This is a genomic window from Corynebacterium sp. MSK035 (genome assembly GCF_030232615.1).
Lineage (GTDB): Bacteria > Actinomycetota > Actinomycetes > Mycobacteriales > Mycobacteriaceae > Corynebacterium > Corynebacterium jeikeium_D.
In genome coordinates this window covers 25,655-42,173 of the sequence record NZ_JASPJP010000001.1, presented here as the reverse complement: position 1 = coordinate 42,173, position 16,519 = coordinate 25,655, and the positions used below count along the sequence as shown (strand labels likewise).

At 54.8% G+C, this 16,519-nt stretch carries 14 protein-coding genes; 11 read left to right on the top strand and 3 right to left on the bottom strand.

Annotation, left to right across the window (positions count from 1 at the left end; all coding sequences use genetic code 11):
* Window positions 1-104: 104 nt before the first annotated feature.
* From QP978_RS00200 to QP978_RS00185, 4 genes are all read left to right on the top strand, one after another.
* The gene (locus tag QP978_RS00200; RefSeq protein ID WP_070858976.1) at window positions 105-1,511 is read left to right on the top strand and encodes an acyl-CoA dehydrogenase family protein; all 1,407 of its coding nucleotides are present in this window, start codon (window positions 105-107) and stop codon (window positions 1,509-1,511) included.
* Between the two features lie 42 nt (window positions 1,512-1,553).
* Window positions 1,554-2,765 carry an acyl-CoA dehydrogenase family protein gene (locus QP978_RS00195; protein WP_016421475.1) on the top strand — a complete coding sequence of 404 codons (1,212 nt, stop codon included), beginning with the start codon at window positions 1,554-1,556 and terminating at the stop codon, window positions 2,763-2,765.
* Between the two features lie 218 nt (window positions 2,766-2,983).
* Window positions 2,984-4,441, top strand: coding sequence for a purple acid phosphatase family protein (locus tag QP978_RS00190; protein WP_284856712.1), 1,458 nt, complete (start codon window positions 2,984-2,986; stop codon window positions 4,439-4,441).
* A 149-nt stretch (window positions 4,442-4,590) separates the two neighbouring features.
* The gene (locus QP978_RS00185; protein ID WP_070439715.1) at window positions 4,591-5,418 is read left to right on the top strand and encodes a hypothetical protein; all 828 of its coding nucleotides are present in this window, start codon (window positions 4,591-4,593) and stop codon (window positions 5,416-5,418) included.
* 112 nt (window positions 5,419-5,530) lie between these two features.
* Here the strand turns inward: QP978_RS00185 and QP978_RS00180 are convergent, their stop codons facing one another.
* Window positions 5,531-7,249 (bottom strand): AMP-binding protein, encoded by a 1,719-nt coding sequence (locus QP978_RS00180; protein WP_284856711.1) that lies wholly within the window; start codon window positions 7,247-7,249, stop codon window positions 5,531-5,533.
* Between the two features lie 375 nt (window positions 7,250-7,624).
* Between QP978_RS00180 and QP978_RS00175 the strand changes: the two genes are divergently transcribed.
* Entirely contained in the window at window positions 7,625-7,753 is a 129-nt protein-coding gene (locus tag QP978_RS00175; protein ID WP_284856710.1) for a hypothetical protein, read from the top strand.
* Between the two features lie 107 nt (window positions 7,754-7,860).
* Here the strand turns inward: QP978_RS00175 and QP978_RS00170 are convergent, their stop codons facing one another.
* Window positions 7,861-8,574, bottom strand: coding sequence for a hypothetical protein (locus tag QP978_RS00170; protein WP_284856709.1), 714 nt, complete (start codon window positions 8,572-8,574; stop codon window positions 7,861-7,863).
* Window positions 8,575-8,576: 2 nt separating this feature from the next.
* Window positions 8,577-9,326 carry a hypothetical protein gene (locus tag QP978_RS00165; protein ID WP_284856708.1) on the bottom strand — a complete coding sequence of 250 codons (750 nt, stop codon included), beginning with the start codon at window positions 9,324-9,326 and terminating at the stop codon, window positions 8,577-8,579.
* Window positions 9,327-9,518: 192 nt separating this feature from the next.
* On the opposite strand from QP978_RS00165, the gene QP978_RS00160 reads away from it, so the two are divergent.
* From QP978_RS00160 to QP978_RS00135, 6 genes are all read left to right on the top strand, one after another.
* Entirely contained in the window at window positions 9,519-10,277 is a 759-nt protein-coding gene (locus QP978_RS00160) for a hypothetical protein (RefSeq protein WP_284856707.1), read from the top strand.
* Window positions 10,274-11,575 (top strand): hypothetical protein, encoded by a 1,302-nt coding sequence (locus tag QP978_RS00155; RefSeq protein WP_284856706.1) that lies wholly within the window; start codon window positions 10,274-10,276, stop codon window positions 11,573-11,575. Before QP978_RS00160 ends, QP978_RS00155 begins: the two co-directional genes overlap by 4 nt.
* Window positions 11,562-12,461, top strand: a complete 900-nt coding sequence (locus QP978_RS00150; protein ID WP_284856705.1) for a hypothetical protein — start codon at window positions 11,562-11,564, stop codon at window positions 12,459-12,461. Before QP978_RS00155 ends, QP978_RS00150 begins: the two co-directional genes overlap by 14 nt.
* Before the next feature lie 115 nt (window positions 12,462-12,576).
* Window positions 12,577-14,196 (top strand): Hsp70 family protein, encoded by a 1,620-nt coding sequence (locus QP978_RS00145; RefSeq protein WP_284856704.1) that lies wholly within the window; start codon window positions 12,577-12,579, stop codon window positions 14,194-14,196.
* On the top strand, window positions 14,196-14,786 hold the full coding sequence (locus QP978_RS00140) for a hypothetical protein (RefSeq protein ID WP_070546640.1): 591 nt from the start codon (window positions 14,196-14,198) through the stop codon (window positions 14,784-14,786). Before QP978_RS00145 ends, QP978_RS00140 begins: the two co-directional genes overlap by 1 nt.
* Window positions 14,783-16,378, top strand: coding sequence for a serine/threonine protein kinase (locus QP978_RS00135; protein WP_284856703.1), 1,596 nt, complete (start codon window positions 14,783-14,785; stop codon window positions 16,376-16,378). The genes QP978_RS00140 and QP978_RS00135 overlap by 4 nt, the downstream gene beginning before the upstream one ends.
* Window positions 16,379-16,519: the final 141 nt, after the last annotated feature.

The window sequence follows — 16,519 nt, the reverse complement described above, 5'->3', positions numbered from 1 at the left end:
GTTTTCTGTTACTTGGCAATGTTTTTTCAATTCGTGTGACAACGGTCACGTGATTGTTTTATTGTTATGCCAGTAATAGTTCTGACTCGAAAGGCCATGATCACATGAGCGAGAAGAAGAACCGCGAAGATTCGACTGTCGGCCGCAATAACCCTGGTCGCGACGCTATCGGAGCGGCAATGCGGTTCATCACGTCGATTACTGGTTCGGACTTCGCCCAGAAGTACGACCTTCAGCCAAAGATCGACCGCGTGGTGTACCAGTCCACCAAGTCCGGTTTTAAGACCCTTGGTGCCGCGAACCGTCAGTTTAAGAAGATTTCCGGTTCCGGTAAGCCGGAGCGTCCGGCTGAGGAAGCCCAGGCTGCACAGGAGGCCGCAGCAGAGGAGAAGGCAAAGAAGCTCTTCGACCTTACCCCGACCGAGGATCAGCAGATGATCGTCGAGACGGTTAAGGAGTTCGCTGAGTCTCGCCTGCGCGAGGCTGCTTACAAGTCCGACCACGAGGCAACTCCGCCGGAGGACCTCGTCTCTGAGGCTTCTGAGCTGGGCGTCACCATGATCAACGTCCCGGAGGCTTTCGAGGGCATCGCTACCGGCGAGGACGTCACCACCAACGCACTGGTCGCAGAGGCTCTGTCCTACGGTGACATGGGTCTGGCTCTGGCAGTGCTGGCTCCGGCCGGTGTCGCTGCCACCCTGACCGCTCACGGCTCCGACTCGCAGCAGAAGACCTACCTGCCGGCATTCGCTGGTGAGAACGTCCCGGCTGCCGCTGTTGTTCTCGCAGAGCCGCGCCCGCTTTTCGACGCGCGCAAGCCTGAAACCACCGCAAAGCGCGAGGGCGATTCGCTGGTCCTCAACGGTGTTAAGTCCTTCGTTCCGAACGCCGGCGCAGCTGAGCTGTTCATCATCGGTGTTGAGCTCGAGGGTAAGCCGGCTCTGGTTATCGTTGAGTCCGACACTGAGGGGCTCCACGTTGAGGCTGACCCGTCCATGGGTCTGCGCGGTGCCGCAATGGGGCGCGTCATCCTGAAGGATGTCAAGGTTCCGGCTGAGAACATTCTCGGCGGCGCTAGCACCTCGGCTGCAGACCGTGAAGAGGCATACCTCGACATTCTGCGTCGTTCCCGCCTCGGCTGGGCAGCTCTTGCAATGGGTACTTCCCAGGCAGTTCTCGACTACGTCATTCCTTACGTCAATGAGCGTCAGGCATTCGGCGAGCCGATTTCCCACCGCCAAGCAGTGGCCTTCATGGTCGCCGACATCAAGATTGAGCTCGATGGTCTCCGCATGATTACTCTCCGCGGTGCTTCCCGCGCTGACCAGGGTCGCGGCTTCGCTCGCGAGGCAGCTCTGGCTAAGACCTTCGCCACTGAAAAGGGTATGAAGATTGGTTCCGATGGTGTGCAGCTGCTCGGTGGACACGGCTTCACCAAGGAGCACCCGGTTGAGCGTTGGTACCGTGACCTCCGCGCAATTGGTGTCGCCGAAGGCATCGTCGTTCTGTAAACCGCTAGATACTTCAGCCGAAAAGAATTAAGAGGAAAGAAAATGATTAACCTCGAACTGCCGAAGTTCCTCAAGGCGGGCGCGTCCCAGTCGCATCAGGCCGCCGCTGAGATCTTCCGACCGATTTCCCGTAAGTACGATCTCGCTGAGCACGAGTACCCGAAGGAACTCGACACCCTTGCCTCCATGATGGACGGCATGGCAGATGGTGGCCGTGGCTTCTCCGGTGCTTCCGGTGGACGTGGTGACGATAAGAAGCCGAAGCGCACCGGTGTAAAGAACGGTGGCAACATGGCTTCGCTGCTCAACGTTATTGAGACCTGCTGGGGTGACGTGGGCCTGACCCTGTCCCTGCCGTACCAGGGTCTGGGTAACGCAGCCATCGCAGCTGTTGCTACTGATGAGCAGCTGGAGGCTTTTGGTAAGACCTGGGCTTCCATGGCAATTACCGAGCCGTCCTTCGGTTCTGATTCCTCCGCAGTTTCCACCACCGCCAAGCTCGATGGTGATGAGTACGTCATCAACGGTGAGAAGATCTTCGTCACTGCTGGTGAGCGTTCCGACTCCGTCGTTGTGTGGGCGACCCTGGACAAGTCCAAGGGCCGTGCTGCGATTAAGTCCTTCCTGGTGAAGAAGGGCACTCCGGGCTTCACCGTGGAGCGTCTGGAAGAGAAGCTGGGTATTCGTTCCTCGGATACTGCAGTGCTCCGCCTGGACAACGTCCGCGTTCCGAAGGAGAACCTGCTTGGTTCCCCGGACATTGATGTTAAGAAGTCCTTCGCCGGCGCAATGGCGACCTTCGACAACACTCGTCCGCTGGTTGCGGGTATGGCCATCGGTGTCTCCCGTGCTTCGCTGGAAGAGCTGCGTCGCATCCTGGAAGAAGCTGGCATCGAGATTGACTACGATGCCCCGGCACACACCCAGAGCGCTGCTGCAGCTGAGTACCTGAAGCTGGAGTCTGACTGGGAGGCTGCATACCTCCTGGCTCTGCGCGCTGCGTGGATGGCTGACAACAAGCAGCCGAACACTCTGGAGGCTTCCGAGTGTAAGGCCAAGGCCGGCCGTGCAGGCACCGAGATTTGCCTCCGTGCCGTTCAGCTGGCAGGTACCTTCGGTTACTCTGAGCGTAACCTGCTGGAGAAGTGGTCCCGCGACGTCAAGATCCTGGACATCTTCGAAGGTACCCAGCAGATTCAGCAGCTGGTCGTTGCTCGCCGCACCCTGGGTCTGTCCTCCAAGGAACTGAAGTAGTTACAGTTTCAGAGCAATCTACTTACTGGTGAGCCGGTAAAAGCTCACCTAGATGCTCAAGCCACATTTCTTAAAACACCGTCTTGCCATGACTTGGTAGGCGGTGTTTTATTTTGCGCTGTTTTAGCCGTGTGTCTTTTGTCGTTGCGTTCCTATTTTTCTGAGATTAGAGGGAGAGTTCATCTAATTTTCATCTTTAGGTTCTAGGCTTATTGGACATGAGCATTTCCCGCCGGGCCTACCTCTCTGTTGCAACTCTTGCTGCAAGTTCAATGGCCGTCGCGAAAACCTCGGGAGCGTACGGCCTGGAGTACGTCACGTCGGGTCTGGGGCTTACCCAGTCGGATTCCAAGTCGTGGCAGGTACTGGCTAGCGACTTGGAGGTCATCACTGTCACAGACACGTCAGTGGCATTTACATGGGCAACATATGCTCCGGGAGTGCAGACAGCGTATGGCTTCATTAAGCCGACCGTTCCTTCGGATGAGCGGGTGCTGCTTGGTACTGCGGATTCAACGCAGTTAGAGCTCGTGCACGAGGGGTACTCAGAGTCGGGCTACCACCATGTGGTCATTGACGGGTTGGAGCCGGGACGGGAGTACCGCTTTGAGTGCTGGTCACACAACTGTCGCGCGGTTCCGTCGCTGAATATCACCATGAGCAAAACGGCACCGGAGAAGACAGGCGTCGTAAGCACTCTGCCAGCGCTGGAGGGTGCACATTTGGCGACGTTCGCGCTGACGAATGACACACACATTGGTAAGCCCAATCATGATGGCATTCGCATTGGCAACCTCGGTCTTTCCTCCGGTCCGGGAGAGCAGCCTTTTGCCTCTATGCAATTGCAGGGTCTGGTGGACACGGTAAAGGCTGCCGGGTTAGACACTCTCGTCATCAATGGCGATTGCACGGATAGCAACCGCCCTGAGGAGTATGACGAACTCATCAGGGTTTTGGATACTTTCGGTGAGTTTGGGAAAAACTGGTTTGTCACCCGTGGTAATCACGATGTGCACCCGCCCGGGCTACCCAATATCAATGGTTTCCGGGGACGCGGAATCCGCAAGGGCAAGACCGCGGTTCCGGATTACTTCAGCCAGCGTCTTGTGCCGACGCAGCAGCACTGGTCGACTCGTGTCGGCGAAGTGCGCCTCATCGGTGTTGATACCGCCGAGTTTGGTTATGCAGGTGGACGTATTAATGAGCGTCAGATGCGTGCATTGCGTGCCGAACTCGCGGAGGATCCAGAGCGTCCGACAATTTTGTTTGCGCATCACCCGTTTACTCAGGATGCGGTGCGTTCGCATTTCGGTGGTGAGGCATTCATGGTCGAGGCGCAGCAGGCCAAGATTTTTCAGGAGATTCTGGCCGCCACGCCGGGTGCCAAAGGCGTGTTCGCTGGTCATACGCACCGCAGCCGCCGTGGTATCGCTGACTACGGGGATACGGACTTCTGTGAGCGGGGTGCGGCACTCGGCTATCCGGGTGGATACACACAGATTCGAGTTCACACTGACGGTTACCAAATTAGCTACCACCGCACTACGACACCTCAGTCTCTGTCCTGGTCAACGAAGACTCGTTGGTCGATGTTCGGGTTGGAGCCAGAGTTTATGCTGGGAAAGATCTCCGATCGGAACTACGTCAATTTCTTCAAGAACAAAGTGCCGCTCTGAGCTAGTGCTAGCTTCTAGCAGGGTACGCTGGGCAACGCATAGTGTTAATGGAAAATACGTAGTGGCAAGTTCCGCTGTGGGCGAAGTCGCAAGCCGCCACGTTATTGGCCGAGTACAAGTGTGGCTCTGAAGTAATAAGGAATTTAGCGATGACCGACCAGTACAACCCGCGTTCGTCCTCCCCGCAGGATTGGGAGCAGGACGGTTATGCAACATCTGCCTGGGAGCAGCCGCAGGGTGGGGCTCAAGGCCAGTACCAGCCTCAGTACCAGTACCAGTCGCAGGGGCCGAACCAGGGAGGTTCACCCCAGCAATATCCGGCTTATCAGCAGGCTCCGGTACCTGAGCAGAAGAGCAACAACGGTCTGTACGTGGTTTTGGGCATCGTCGGTGTCGCACTTGCAGCGGTCGCCGGTATCGGTGGCGCGTACTACCTGAATAATTCCTCCGATCATTCCCCGCAGTCTCCCGATACGGTTGCGGCAGGGGACTCGTCGTCAAGCACTGCGTCCCCGGCGCCGGTGGAGACGTACACGGAAACCTATACCCAGACCGTCGAGCCGGAAACGACGAAGCAGCCGGAGAGCAGCGCTCCTACCACTACGCAGCGGGGAAATTTTGGTCTTCGCGCGTTCGGTATGAATCGCGATGATATCGATGCCAAAGGTTGGGTTGGCAGTACCGCTCGCTGCTCGGGTGGGTATTACGCGCGTGTGTTGGCGGAGACTTCTTCGGGTAAGGCCGTGATTTGTGAGAATTCCAATAACCGCCAGCAGCGCCATTACATTGGTGACTTCGGTGAGATTTCGGATACCCCGGATGCGTACACAGTAGATAGTTTCTCCGGGAACCGTGCTGTCGCGAAAAATGGTGGCTACACGTATACCGTCACTCCGAATGCGGTAACCGTGACCCAGGACGGCGAAGAGATTTTCCGTGAGCCTGTCACGGACTACGGTGTTTTGAACGCTGGCTAATCAGCTCTAGTTCTTCCTAGGACACGCAAAAAGGACGCGGTAACTTCCACAATGGAAGTTTTTACCGCGTCCTTTTCGTGTCTGCCGTTCGCTTTACGACGGTCCCTGCGCCCTAAGCCACCTTCTCCTCGGCGACATTCTCCCACGGTTTCGGCAGGTGGCGAGGAACCACCTTGCCGACTGCATTGCGTGGCAGTTCATCGAGGAACACGGTCTCGCGCGGCACGGCGAATCGGCTGAGGTGCTGCTTGACATATGTGCGAATCTGCTCATTAGTCAGGGCACGGCCCTCAGGGGAGTCGTCGCGGACAACCCAGGCGACCAGGGCCTGACCGAAGCGCTCATCCGGAACACCTGCGACTGCGCACTCGCGGACACCCTCGAGCTGGCTGAGTGCATCTTCGGTCTGACGTGGGAAGACGTTCTCGCCACCGGAGACAATCATGTCGTCCTCGCGACCGGAGATGTAGAGCAGGCCATTTTCCATGCGACCCAGGTCACCGGTACAGACCATGCCGTCAATGACCTGCTTGTCCGCGCCGGGGCGGGTGTAGCCCTCGTACAACATGTTGTTGCCCACGAAGATTCGACCGGTCTCGCCGTCGGCAACGCGGTTGCCGTCTTCGTCGAGAATCTGGACACGAGTGCCCAGCGGTGCGCGACCTGCCGTGGTCGGGTTTGCCTTGAGCTCATCCGGGGTAGCAATAGTTGCCCAGCTGACCTCGGTGGAGCCGTACTGGTTGTAGAGAACCGGCCCGAAACGCTCGAGGGTCTTAGTGACAATTCCCTCCGGAATGGCCGAGCCACAGGATGCGATGACCTTCAGCGATGTCGCGCCGATGTCGTAGCTCTCCGGGAGAATCTCAATCATGCGCTGCAGCATGGTCGGCACCAGGAAGATGGTGTGCGGAGAGTGCTGCTCGATAATGCGGAGACTGTCGGCCGGATCGAACTTGCGGCGCATGATCATGGTGGAACGCAGTGCGATGCACAGCTGTGCAGTTGCGAATCCCCAGGTGTGGAACAGCGGAGCCGCAAGGTAAGCCGGGCGACGCTGGCGCAGCGGAATGCGGCTCATGATGGACGATGCCGGCATCCAGCTGCGCGGCTCCGGACGCTTGGCACCCTTTGGCGTGCCGGTGGTTCCGGAAGTCAGAATAATAACGCGGCCACGGCGTGGACGGCTTGGCAGCTCGGCGGTTGGCCACTTTGCCGGCGGTGCCGTCTTCAGCATCTCCTGCATGGAGGTCCAGCCCTCGCGAACACAGGAGGTGTCACCGTAGTTTTCGAACCACGACACTGCGACCGGGCACTCATCGAAGTCCTCCGGCAACATGTGAGTGAATTCCTCATCAATGAACAGGAAGTCAATCTTCTGCTCACGAATCACGGCCAGAGTCTGCTCGGCAGAGGCGCCGGTGTTGAGCAGTACCAGGTCGGTGCCGAGGCGACCGTGGGCACACAGCGCCATAATGAAACCGCGGTGGTTGCGAGACAGCACGCCGATGCGGTCGCGCTGCTGAATATCACCGTGGCGGAGTGCTCGAGCCAGGGCAGTGGAGCGCTCGTGCAGTTCTTCGTAGGTCAGCGAGCCGCCGTCATCAATAATCGCGGTGTGGTGCGGGTCGCGGCCGGCTGCAATGCCGAGGAGACCAGCTGGCAGGAAGTCCCAACGGTAGATGGAATTCAATGCCTTTCCAGCAGCGCCAGGTCCCATCGAGCCGAGGACGCCAGCCTGCGTCACCGGTGCGAGTCCGAGAACGAGGTCCGAGGTAGCTCGCGAAGCTTTGCGCACCTTATTGAAAATCGAGGTCTGTGGATTAGATGTCATAGTCACTCATCTTCCGTGGTTCATGTCCTGCGGTCTTCGGAGAGGCCTAATCAGGCGAAACCTCATCGGTAGGACCGCCGATTTAGTTTCTTTTACAGTAAGAATAAGTGTCCTAGGTCACTTTTGTGTAGCTTTTTGCAAAATTTTTTTATCAGAAACGAATGTTTGTGAAGATATGCGCGGTGACCAGTGAAGACGGTCAAGTATCAGTTCTCTTTCGCAGCTCAATGGGTGCTGACCTTAGCCGGAGAAGGTTCTGGTTTGGAGTTGATTCCTTTGGGGAAAGCTCCTGAAACGTGTTCTAATCCAGCTGCGCCCTCGACTCGGTGGCGAAGGGCGAACCTATCCGATACGGCTCCAGTCCAGACCACTACGGTGACGTCGACTGAGGAGCTGGACGATGATCGCGATGACGATATGGATGATGATCGTGACGATGGCATTGACGACGATGATCACGATGACTTTGATGACGACGATGACGATGACCGCGTGAACAATTAGTTTTCTAATCGGCACCGTAGATTTTGTGAATTATCGGCCCCCACGTAACCGATGAACCCCGCTCACTAGTGAGCGGGGTTCATGGGCGTTTATGGCAGGGACGCTATTTATTGTCCTGCGGTGTCCTGTGCCATATTCTGCTTAGCGGCATGGCTGACATTGTCGGCGATATCTGTTGACAGTTGTTCGGCATCATCCCACGGGCCAGAATTGGATACCCACACATTGAGCTGTATATGCCCGGTTCGGATGGTTTCTAGGTATCCGTCCTGGTCGTTAATGGTAGATGCACGAGACTGGGCGTCTTCGTCTGCTCCACCAACAAGAATGAGAATTGTTCCATTGGAATCTTCAAAGTTGTAGCCACAGCCAATACCTAAGTCCTTCACGCTAGTCGGCACAGCGTGAGTCTCTTCCGGCATGTAGTCGCCAGCATCACAGACGTTAAGCCAGCTGAGCGCCATTTTGTAGTAATAGGAGGCTATGGAGGCCTGGTCGGAATTGGTGTTCTTGTCTTCCAATTCCGAGTTTGCTTCTTCCAGCTCATCAATCTTTGCTTGCAGCTCGCTTTCCCGCTCCTCTGCCTGCTGTTGAAACGAGTAAATCTCTTCATTCGCGCTTGCAAGTTCGGACTCAGCATTCTTACCGCCCATGGCAAACCCCGCCGCGCCGGCAACAATCACTCCGACTGCGCCGAGGATGAGCGGCAGCGTCAAAGGTTTACTCTTTCCGGACTTAGTGCCGGAAGCTCTCTCCGACACTTTCTCGGAAGTGTCCGACTGGTTGCTATTCCACGGATCGATGGGTTCGTGAGCGTTCATTTTTAACCGACTACCTTCACCTTCTGTGCGATTGTGATTGGTTCGAATCCTGGCTGCTGAGCTGTCACAGCAACGATGTATTCACCGGGTTCTGTAAATGTTGCGTAGGCCTTCTCCCCAAACCGGCGAACGATCTGGCAAGGAGTATGTTGTCCAGTCACGCCTGCGCTGGCACTCGCAGTCGGCTTGCCCTCAGAATCGTAGACATCCACCTTGTTTTCACAGGTTTCAGTTCCTCCGGTCTGGCTGAAATTCCACAGCAACCTGACGTTTGCTTCGCCATCAACCAGGGGATAGGTCAACAGGCTATTGGCCCCCTCGAAGGGAAATGTGATCCGAGCAGTGTCGAAGCCGCCCAATTCTTTCTGGTGAGCAGTTGCGTCAATCTTGACGTTTTGGCGCTTGGCGCTGCCAGGCTCCATGCCGCCAATTTTGGTCAGCTCCATCGAGCTGTTCAGCGTTACTACACCAGAGTCATCGTCCGTATCCGAAAGTCCGCTGTTTGGAGAATTCTTATCCTGCGAACTGTTGGCATATTCCTGCTCTGGCTCTTCTGACTCGGTCGAGCTCTCAGTCGAGCTAGGGGGTTCGGATTGTGCATCAGAAGCAGGGGACGTTTCTGTAACTGTCACCACTGCGGGGGACTCCGGGGCAGCGTTGTTAGTGGGCATACCTGAGCAGCCAATCAGGGTCAGGGTAGTCGCGGCGGCTGCCGCAGCTAAAACGTGCTTTGAATGAAACTGGGATGACATGGGCGTTAAAAACCTCCGGGTTAAGCGTCGAATAAGCGTTTTCTTCATCTGCTTGACGACGCTATAGCGGAGGCCTCAGAAGCGGTACGGGAGTTCTCCCGGTGACTTTCACTACCCGTGCGGGCTTAACTAAATCCTGTCGGGTTCAGCGAATTAATCGTTGGGCAGAGAATCGAGGGAAAGAACCGTTTAATGAATTTCCAACAGCTGAAAGATGCGGCCAAAAGATACTTCTCAAAAACCACAGATATTGTGAAGAATGTTCCAGATCGCACTAAAGGTTGGCGCGGCGATTTGGAGGATCAAGGAATTATTCCTAACCGTGTTGGTGTAGATCAAGAAGGTCGTATCATTCCGCCATTTTTTGTCTGGTGGGCACCCTGGATGTTTCGAGTTGTACTCGTTATCGCCGGATTCATAATTGGCGGAATTTTGGAATCCATCAATAGTGGACCATATCCAGATACGGCGATGTTGATTCCATTCGCCATGGGTTTTGCGATGTGGTTCTTGCGAAATCAGACTAGTTGGATTCCCGGCCTCATTATCACGGTGCTGGCAGTCACCGCAGCATCGCTTATGTCTAAAAGCGGCCTTATTTCTCTCGAAGCATTAATCCTTTTCGCTCTCGTAGTCCTAGTGGAATACATCTACGCCCGGGCCGCATTCGACTACAACACTGCTGCTGCGTTTGAAGAGATGAAGCAGGCGCTTTCCACGTACGGCACTGCCTATGAGCTTGAAGAACGAGAGGACACCAACGTCAACGGAGAGACTCTGACAACTGTCTCCACGCTTGATTCGGGACGCCCTGCTCGGGCAATGATTCGACTGTTGCCGGAGCATGTAGACCCCGGATGGCTTATCGCAGTAGATCCCGCCAGGCGGTTTATGACAGGCCTATCTCCAGAACAGCGTGTTCGCATCAGTGAGATTCAGGAGCAGATGTGAGTCTGAATCCCGCAGTTCGAGACAACCTAGCTGAAAACTTATTTTCACCAGGCGCAGTGCCAACGGGCGCCAAGTTAGCTCAGCTGATTGCTGACATTCCCATGGGCGGAGATGCCTCTTCCTCGGATTTTTGGGAAGCGCGTGTCCGTTTAATTCGAGACCTGTTGTTCTTCGGTAAGCAGTCCCAGCGCGCACTGGACATTATCGATGAGCTGCACACCGAAGATTTTGCCGACGCAGTGCGAAAGAAGTTCGGTGTTTCTTTTCGACTTGTTCTCAAACGAGTACAGCGTCCTCAGTACTTCTTCACTGATGTGCAGATGAAGGCAGTTAAAGAGGGGTTCTTGAAGCCGTATGCAAAGGGCAGCGGAAAAGCGATTACCGAGCACGGGCTTGAAGAGTTCTTTGATCGGATATTGGTTCCAACGTCTAACCGCATGGAGCTCCGTGAATACGTCGACGTTGAAGATAGCCAGGAAATTGAGACTGGTCCGACGAACAACGCGGAGAAACGAGTCTGGGCGGCCTTTGATGAGGCCAGTAGTGCAAATACCGACATCCGGTCGATTGCAGACGTCATTGCGAGCGGTTTTCGTGAACAGTCCGAAGGCTTTATTGACGGCAAGCCAATCGATAGCGACATGCTGAAGAGTGCAACTAAATCCATCGGTGCGAACTTTCGTACCGGTTCGCCAGAGGCTGAAACCCGCACCGGTTTTATTCGAAGGTTGCAAGCAGTCGATGATCCAGCGGATTTAGTGACTCGACATACTTTCGGTCTGCTTAACGACGGAACGTCGCTGGACCCAATGAGACTTCGTAAAGAATTGCAAATTGCTGAGGGAGCCTACTGTTCTAGTTCCGATTCAACAATTGAGAATCGCATTCTTCAAAACGTCAATCACGACGATGTCCTGAAGGCTGATACCGGAAGGGGAAAATCGGATTTTAAGACGCCCCATACCGGTGAAGGGGATGCGATTGCCAAGGAGTTATTACGATTTCTTTCTCCATTTGTTGTGCTCGGTTTAATAGTGCAGTTCATGCAGGAAGGTAATGGATTTATTGCTGTACCGGTTCTGGCTATTTTTGTCGGTATCTTGTGGGCGTTGGTAAAGAAGCGAGTGGCAAAACGATGGATTGCTGTTTTTGGAATCGTATATTTCATTGCCATGGGGGTTATAAATGATAATTTCTATGAATTAGGATGGGTTCTATTTTCTATATTTATCATTACATTTGTGTCGATTGTCTATCTATTCGCTAAGGGTAAGGAGTATAAAAATGGGGTTCTTTAATAACAAAAAGGATGAAAATAAAAGGTCGGATAAACATTCAGACGGTCGTGCTGATGAGTATCAGGAACGAGATCCTAAGTATCCGGAGGTTGACTTCGGTGGAGCGCATAATTTCGCCCCGCTGCCGAATTTTGATGAGTCCTTCGGCCCCCGGGACACGGTCGACAACGGTGATACCACAGGTCAGGAGCCGGTCGAGTATTCCGGAGATCCAAAACTAGACACCGACGAAGCTGCATGGTCCAAGGTTGAGAACGCCGAATTTGGCGGTGTTGAATTTGGTGGTGCCGAGTTTGGCCATGATGAAGACACCACGGAAGGAGCTCCAGCCCAGCAGGACATTCCTCCCGCGACAGTGGAAGAGCTCCCAGAAACGGATGCCGAAAGTACCGCAGGTGTTGCGGCCGGGAACGTCGTAAAGCAGTTGGATTTGATTCAAACTCGGCTGGACACAATGAACGCAGTACTGCGCTCTCAAAGTGAAGAGTTGGAAGCGCTGACTGATCGTCGTTGGTACGCCCAGTTGATGCCCCTGGCGGAAAAGTTGGCGGCCATCCATGACGGGATTTGCGCTGACCTTTCGCGGCTCGAAGAAACTACCGAAACTGATGGCAGTGACCTGTATTCGACCCTGGATTTCCTGCAGGACTCGATTGCAGATGCGCTTCAGTCCATGGGAGTGGCAATTACAGAGGCGAAGGTGGGCGATGCCTTTGATTCTTCAATTCACCGTCGTACCAAATTCGCGGATTCAGATAACCCCGCGCTGCACCGCACGCTAGCGCCATCACGACGAATCTCGCACTACTACACCTTCACCAGTTCTACCAGCCCAATTGTGGTGGCCAAGGCGCCGGTCACGGTGTACCGGCAGAGCGGCAACTAGGCCAAAACTCGAGTCTGAACAGAGCACAGCTCGAGTCCGGCCAGCACACAACTAGAGCGCTGACACGGCAAAAGAAGTCAAGAATCCAACAGATTTCAGAATAAGGAGAAAAATCATGGCTGAGCGTATCTACGGCATCGATTTGGGCACATCCAATAGCGCAATTTCCTACGTGGACTCACTGGGTGTTCCTGTCATTCAAGAAAACCTCGACGGTGACCTGTCGACACCAAGTGTGGTGTGGTTTGAATCGCAGGCCAATACCGTTGTCGGAAAGCTAGCGCGTGAAGAGAAGCTCTTCAGCCCCAATGACGTTGTCGAGCTGGTGAAGCGGAGCATCGGCACCGATAAGAAATGGAATTTCAGCGGGAAGGCGTACACCCCGGAGGAGATTTCCTCATTGATTTTGCGCTCGTTGGTTCCAGACGAAGCAGCTGACGACGAAATTTCGGCAGTTATTACTGTGCCGGCATATTTTGGTGCGAAGGAGCGCGAGGCAACTCGCAACGCAGGGCAGATTGCTAATTTCAATGTGTTGGAGCTGGTAGCAGAACCGGTTGCTGCGGCCCTCTACTACGACTCCAAGCAGCCTCTAAAGGACAAGACCTTGCTGGTGTATGACCTCGGAGGTGGCACATTCGATGCCACGATTGTGCAGGGGATCGACAACACCTTCCGAGTTATTGCCACTGATGGCGATGCTCGACTGGGCGGTGCCGACTGGGACAAGGCTCTTAGTGAATTTATCCTGGATAAATTCATTGAGCAGACTGGTGACGAGGAGGCGGAAAACGATGAGACCTTCGTCGCTAAGCTGCACGAGCAGACGGTGAACTGTAAAGAGGCGCTGAGTAATGCGGAAAGCGCCACTGTGCGACTTGCCAGTGACTCCGGTTCCCGCGCCAAGATTGCCGTTACCCGCGAAGACTTGGAGCGTGTCACTGCGCCGCTGCTCGAGCAGACGGAGATTCCTTTGACCCGGGTATTGGAGACGGCAAAGGAAAAGGAGCCGGGACTGACAATTGATGAGGTCATCCTGGTTGGTGGATCTTCGCGAATGACCGCCGTAACCAAACTGGTGGAGCGTCTGACGGGTAAGAAGCCACTGTTGGTCGAGCCGGATTTGGCCGTTGCTAAGGGGGCCGCGCTCGCTGCGATGATTAGCAAGCTCGGGGGCGTGGTCAATGCTGAGTCCAGCCCTGCAGCACAACAGCAGTCAATTGCGCAGATTGCAGCTGAGACGGGAATCGACGCCGGGCAACTGACCGCACTGTCGGAGAAGAAGGTGGCAAATGTGTTGCCAAAGTCGATTGGCATTCGAGTTGTCGATCACCTGAACAACCCGTACATCGACTATCTGGTCAACCAGAATGACATGATTCCGCTGTCTGAACCTGTGGTACGGGAGTATGCGACCATAGCTGATGGCCAAGAGGAAGTAGATTTGACGTTGTACCAGCAGGCCAGCGACGTTCCATCTGAAGATGTCGCCCTCAATGACATCATTAGTGGTTCGGAATCTATGCTGACAGGAATCCCGCCGTTGCCCAAGGGTCAGCCAATTCAGGTTAAGTTCTTTGTAGCAGCAGACGGCATGATTACCGTGGAAGGTACTCACGTTCCATCGGGTCGCTCAATCGAATCCCACGTGCGCATTGGTGTGATGAATGAGGAAGAGATTTCGGCTGCTCGCACGACGATGATGAAGGTTTCTGTCAGCCAAGGAGATAACTGATGACCGACGATCGCACATTAATCCCGGGCGTCGATGACATTGACAGCGGTGCAAATTCCGATACTGGTGGTCGAAATCGGAAGATTCTGCTGTTCGTGCTCGCCATTCTGGTTGTCGTCATCCTGGCAATGGTGGTCTGGATCCTAAATTTCCGCTCTAACCAGCAGGATAACGCCGACGGGTTGTTTGAAACCACTGAAAGCACCGAAGTGGAAGTCTCGCCGTCCTACTATGTGGGCGATGATCAGGAACCAACCTCGACCACTATCGCACCGCCTGCCGACGATCGGTTCGTAGACCCAGAGGTCTTAGCGTCGACCTTTGACTCGGAGTGCAACCTGCAGAGTGCCTGGTCAAACCAGGGCTCCGATATGGACTGTGAAGCATATTACGAGGTAGTGCGGGCGCTCAGTAAACAGCGGCAAGAGCAAGGAACACTGCCAGAGCAGACGACAATCGAGATTGAGTATGACGGTCAGCCACTGACGATGGAATGCCAAGAAGTTTCGCCTAATTATGATTGCCGCTCTGAGTCTGGGATTCAGATTATGGTGGGTAATCTCGATGGGTCTGGGCAACGGAACCGATGACTGATCTTCCCCAGGTAGGCGATATTTTTGAGGGCTACGAGGTTGAAGCTCTCATCGGTGCCGGCAATATGGGGACGGTTTTTCGAGTACGGAATCCCAAGCTGGGCCGAAACGAAGCACTGAAAATCGTCCCACTGCCGGAAGAGGCCAGTGCTTCTAAGCGAATGGAGGCACTGTTCCAGAACGAGGTTTCTATCGCAGCCACTGTTCACGTTCCCAACGTTGTGACCGTGTTCGATGGCGGGCGAGCCGGGAACCTGCTCTGGTTCACCATGACTCTTATTAGCGGTAATTCGTTGGGCACTGAACTGGCCGAGTATCCGCCGCGCAATTTCGATAAGAGCGAGGTCATGTCGATTGGTGTGGAGATTGCTACCGCGCTAGATCGGCTAGCAAAGCACGAATCACCGGTGATTCATGGTGATGTAAAACCATCAAACATCGTGGTAGAGCGGGATTCGTCGGGGCTTGTGTTAAGTGCGACGCTTGTGGATTTCGGTGTATCAACCGCCACTGAAATCGACAGTGTTGGCGTGACAAATCGTGTTGCCGGCTCATTGCCCTACATGGCGCCAGAGATCTTCACTAAGGGTTGCATTAGTGCAGCTAGTGACGAGTATGCGTTTGCGTGCACGATATTCGAGCTGTTGCAGGGATATAAAGCATTTCCAGCTACTGACGCGGCCAATGCGCGGCAATTGCACTGCGGTAAGCGACCGGTTACCAACCTCAGTGCGGTAGTTGATTCGGTCTTCGCCAAGGCGTTGGCGGTTGACACCGATGAACGCTACGAATCCTGCAATGCGTTTATTAGCGATCTCATTGCTGCGTTGAATGGCGGTGATGTCGAGGTCCGCAATCCGAAGAACCGGAAGAAAGCGCTTGCAGCGTTCTCTGTAGTGGCATGTCTAGGCCTTATTGGTGGCGGCATTGTTGTTACCGAACGTAGCGGCATTGGAGATGGCGGTCTCTTTAGTGCCAAGCACTTGGCACAGCCAGTAGCTATCGGAGGTTCCGCGGAGCCAATGCGACTTCGTGCTCCCGATTTGGCGAAGGGGCCTCGGATCCCGGTGGGTGACCGATGGACCCTTACGTCGTTAAGCGACGTCCCCATCGGCGAGAAGAGCTGGCAGGGGATTCAGCGGATGGGAACATTCAACGGTGCTGCATATCACGCCACGCAGTTTGCTTCAGCGGATGAATTCTTGCTGCCATTTCGCCACGGCATTGATGAGAAGAAGCCGATTGCAGAGGCTGAAAATGGCAAATGGCGTGGTGAAATTCTGGATGCCGTGAGCAAGAACCGGTCAGTGGCAGAACCGGCTGGTTCTGAAGTGGTGAAACTGCGAATGGAGCCCGATGGTCGCCGGTTGGATGTCCTACAGACATCCGGTTCTTTTCACGCCGTGAACAGCGAAGGTTCCGAGGAAACAAGGCCAATCAATTACTGTTTGGTTCAGCCGGCGGAAAGCTCTGCGCCATCCAGTCCCGAAGTGCTCCGTCCGGTATTTGTCGTTTTGACTGAAGGCGATCCTTGTCCTGCTGCCTATGACACGGTGGCGGCGTGGGCAATGCAAACCACGACGAATTAAGAGATAACGCCGAGATTATTTGTTATATTTCGGATTATTATCCTGAATGCCAGTCACTTCAGCCGTCGTTGGGCGATTCCGCAGGAGCATTGGGCAAGGTGCCTAACTCACGGTTGGTGGCTGGTGGTGCGAGAGAAAGGC

What these genes read in the sequence shown, in the direction of transcription:
- QP978_RS00170 (WP_284856709.1), bottom strand. Translation starts at nt 8,574, where the DNA reads ATGAACGCTCACGAACCCATCGATCCGTGGAATAGCAACCAGTCGGAC.
- QP978_RS00180 (WP_284856711.1), bottom strand. Translation starts at nt 7,249, where the DNA reads ATGACATCTAATCCACAGACCTCGATTTTCAATAAGGTGCGCAAAGCT.
- QP978_RS00200 (WP_070858976.1), top strand. Translation starts at nt 105, where the DNA reads ATGAGCGAGAAGAAGAACCGCGAAGATTCGACTGTCGGCCGCAATAAC.
- QP978_RS00160 (WP_284856707.1), top strand. Translation starts at nt 9,519, where the DNA reads ATGAATTTCCAACAGCTGAAAGATGCGGCCAAAAGATACTTCTCAAAA.
- QP978_RS00190 (WP_284856712.1), top strand. Translation starts at nt 2,984, where the DNA reads ATGAGCATTTCCCGCCGGGCCTACCTCTCTGTTGCAACTCTTGCTGCA.
- QP978_RS00145 (WP_284856704.1), top strand. Translation starts at nt 12,577, where the DNA reads ATGGCTGAGCGTATCTACGGCATCGATTTGGGCACATCCAATAGCGCA.
- QP978_RS00140 (WP_070546640.1), top strand. Translation starts at nt 14,196, where the DNA reads ATGACCGACGATCGCACATTAATCCCGGGCGTCGATGACATTGACAGC.
- QP978_RS00165 (WP_284856708.1), bottom strand. Translation starts at nt 9,326, where the DNA reads ATGTCATCCCAGTTTCATTCAAAGCACGTTTTAGCTGCGGCAGCCGCC.
- QP978_RS00195 (WP_016421475.1), top strand. Translation starts at nt 1,554, where the DNA reads ATGATTAACCTCGAACTGCCGAAGTTCCTCAAGGCGGGCGCGTCCCAG.
- QP978_RS00150 (WP_284856705.1), top strand. Translation starts at nt 11,562, where the DNA reads ATGGGGTTCTTTAATAACAAAAAGGATGAAAATAAAAGGTCGGATAAA.
- QP978_RS00135 (WP_284856703.1), top strand. Translation starts at nt 14,783, where the DNA reads ATGACTGATCTTCCCCAGGTAGGCGATATTTTTGAGGGCTACGAGGTT.
- QP978_RS00185 (WP_070439715.1), top strand. Translation starts at nt 4,591, where the DNA reads ATGACCGACCAGTACAACCCGCGTTCGTCCTCCCCGCAGGATTGGGAG.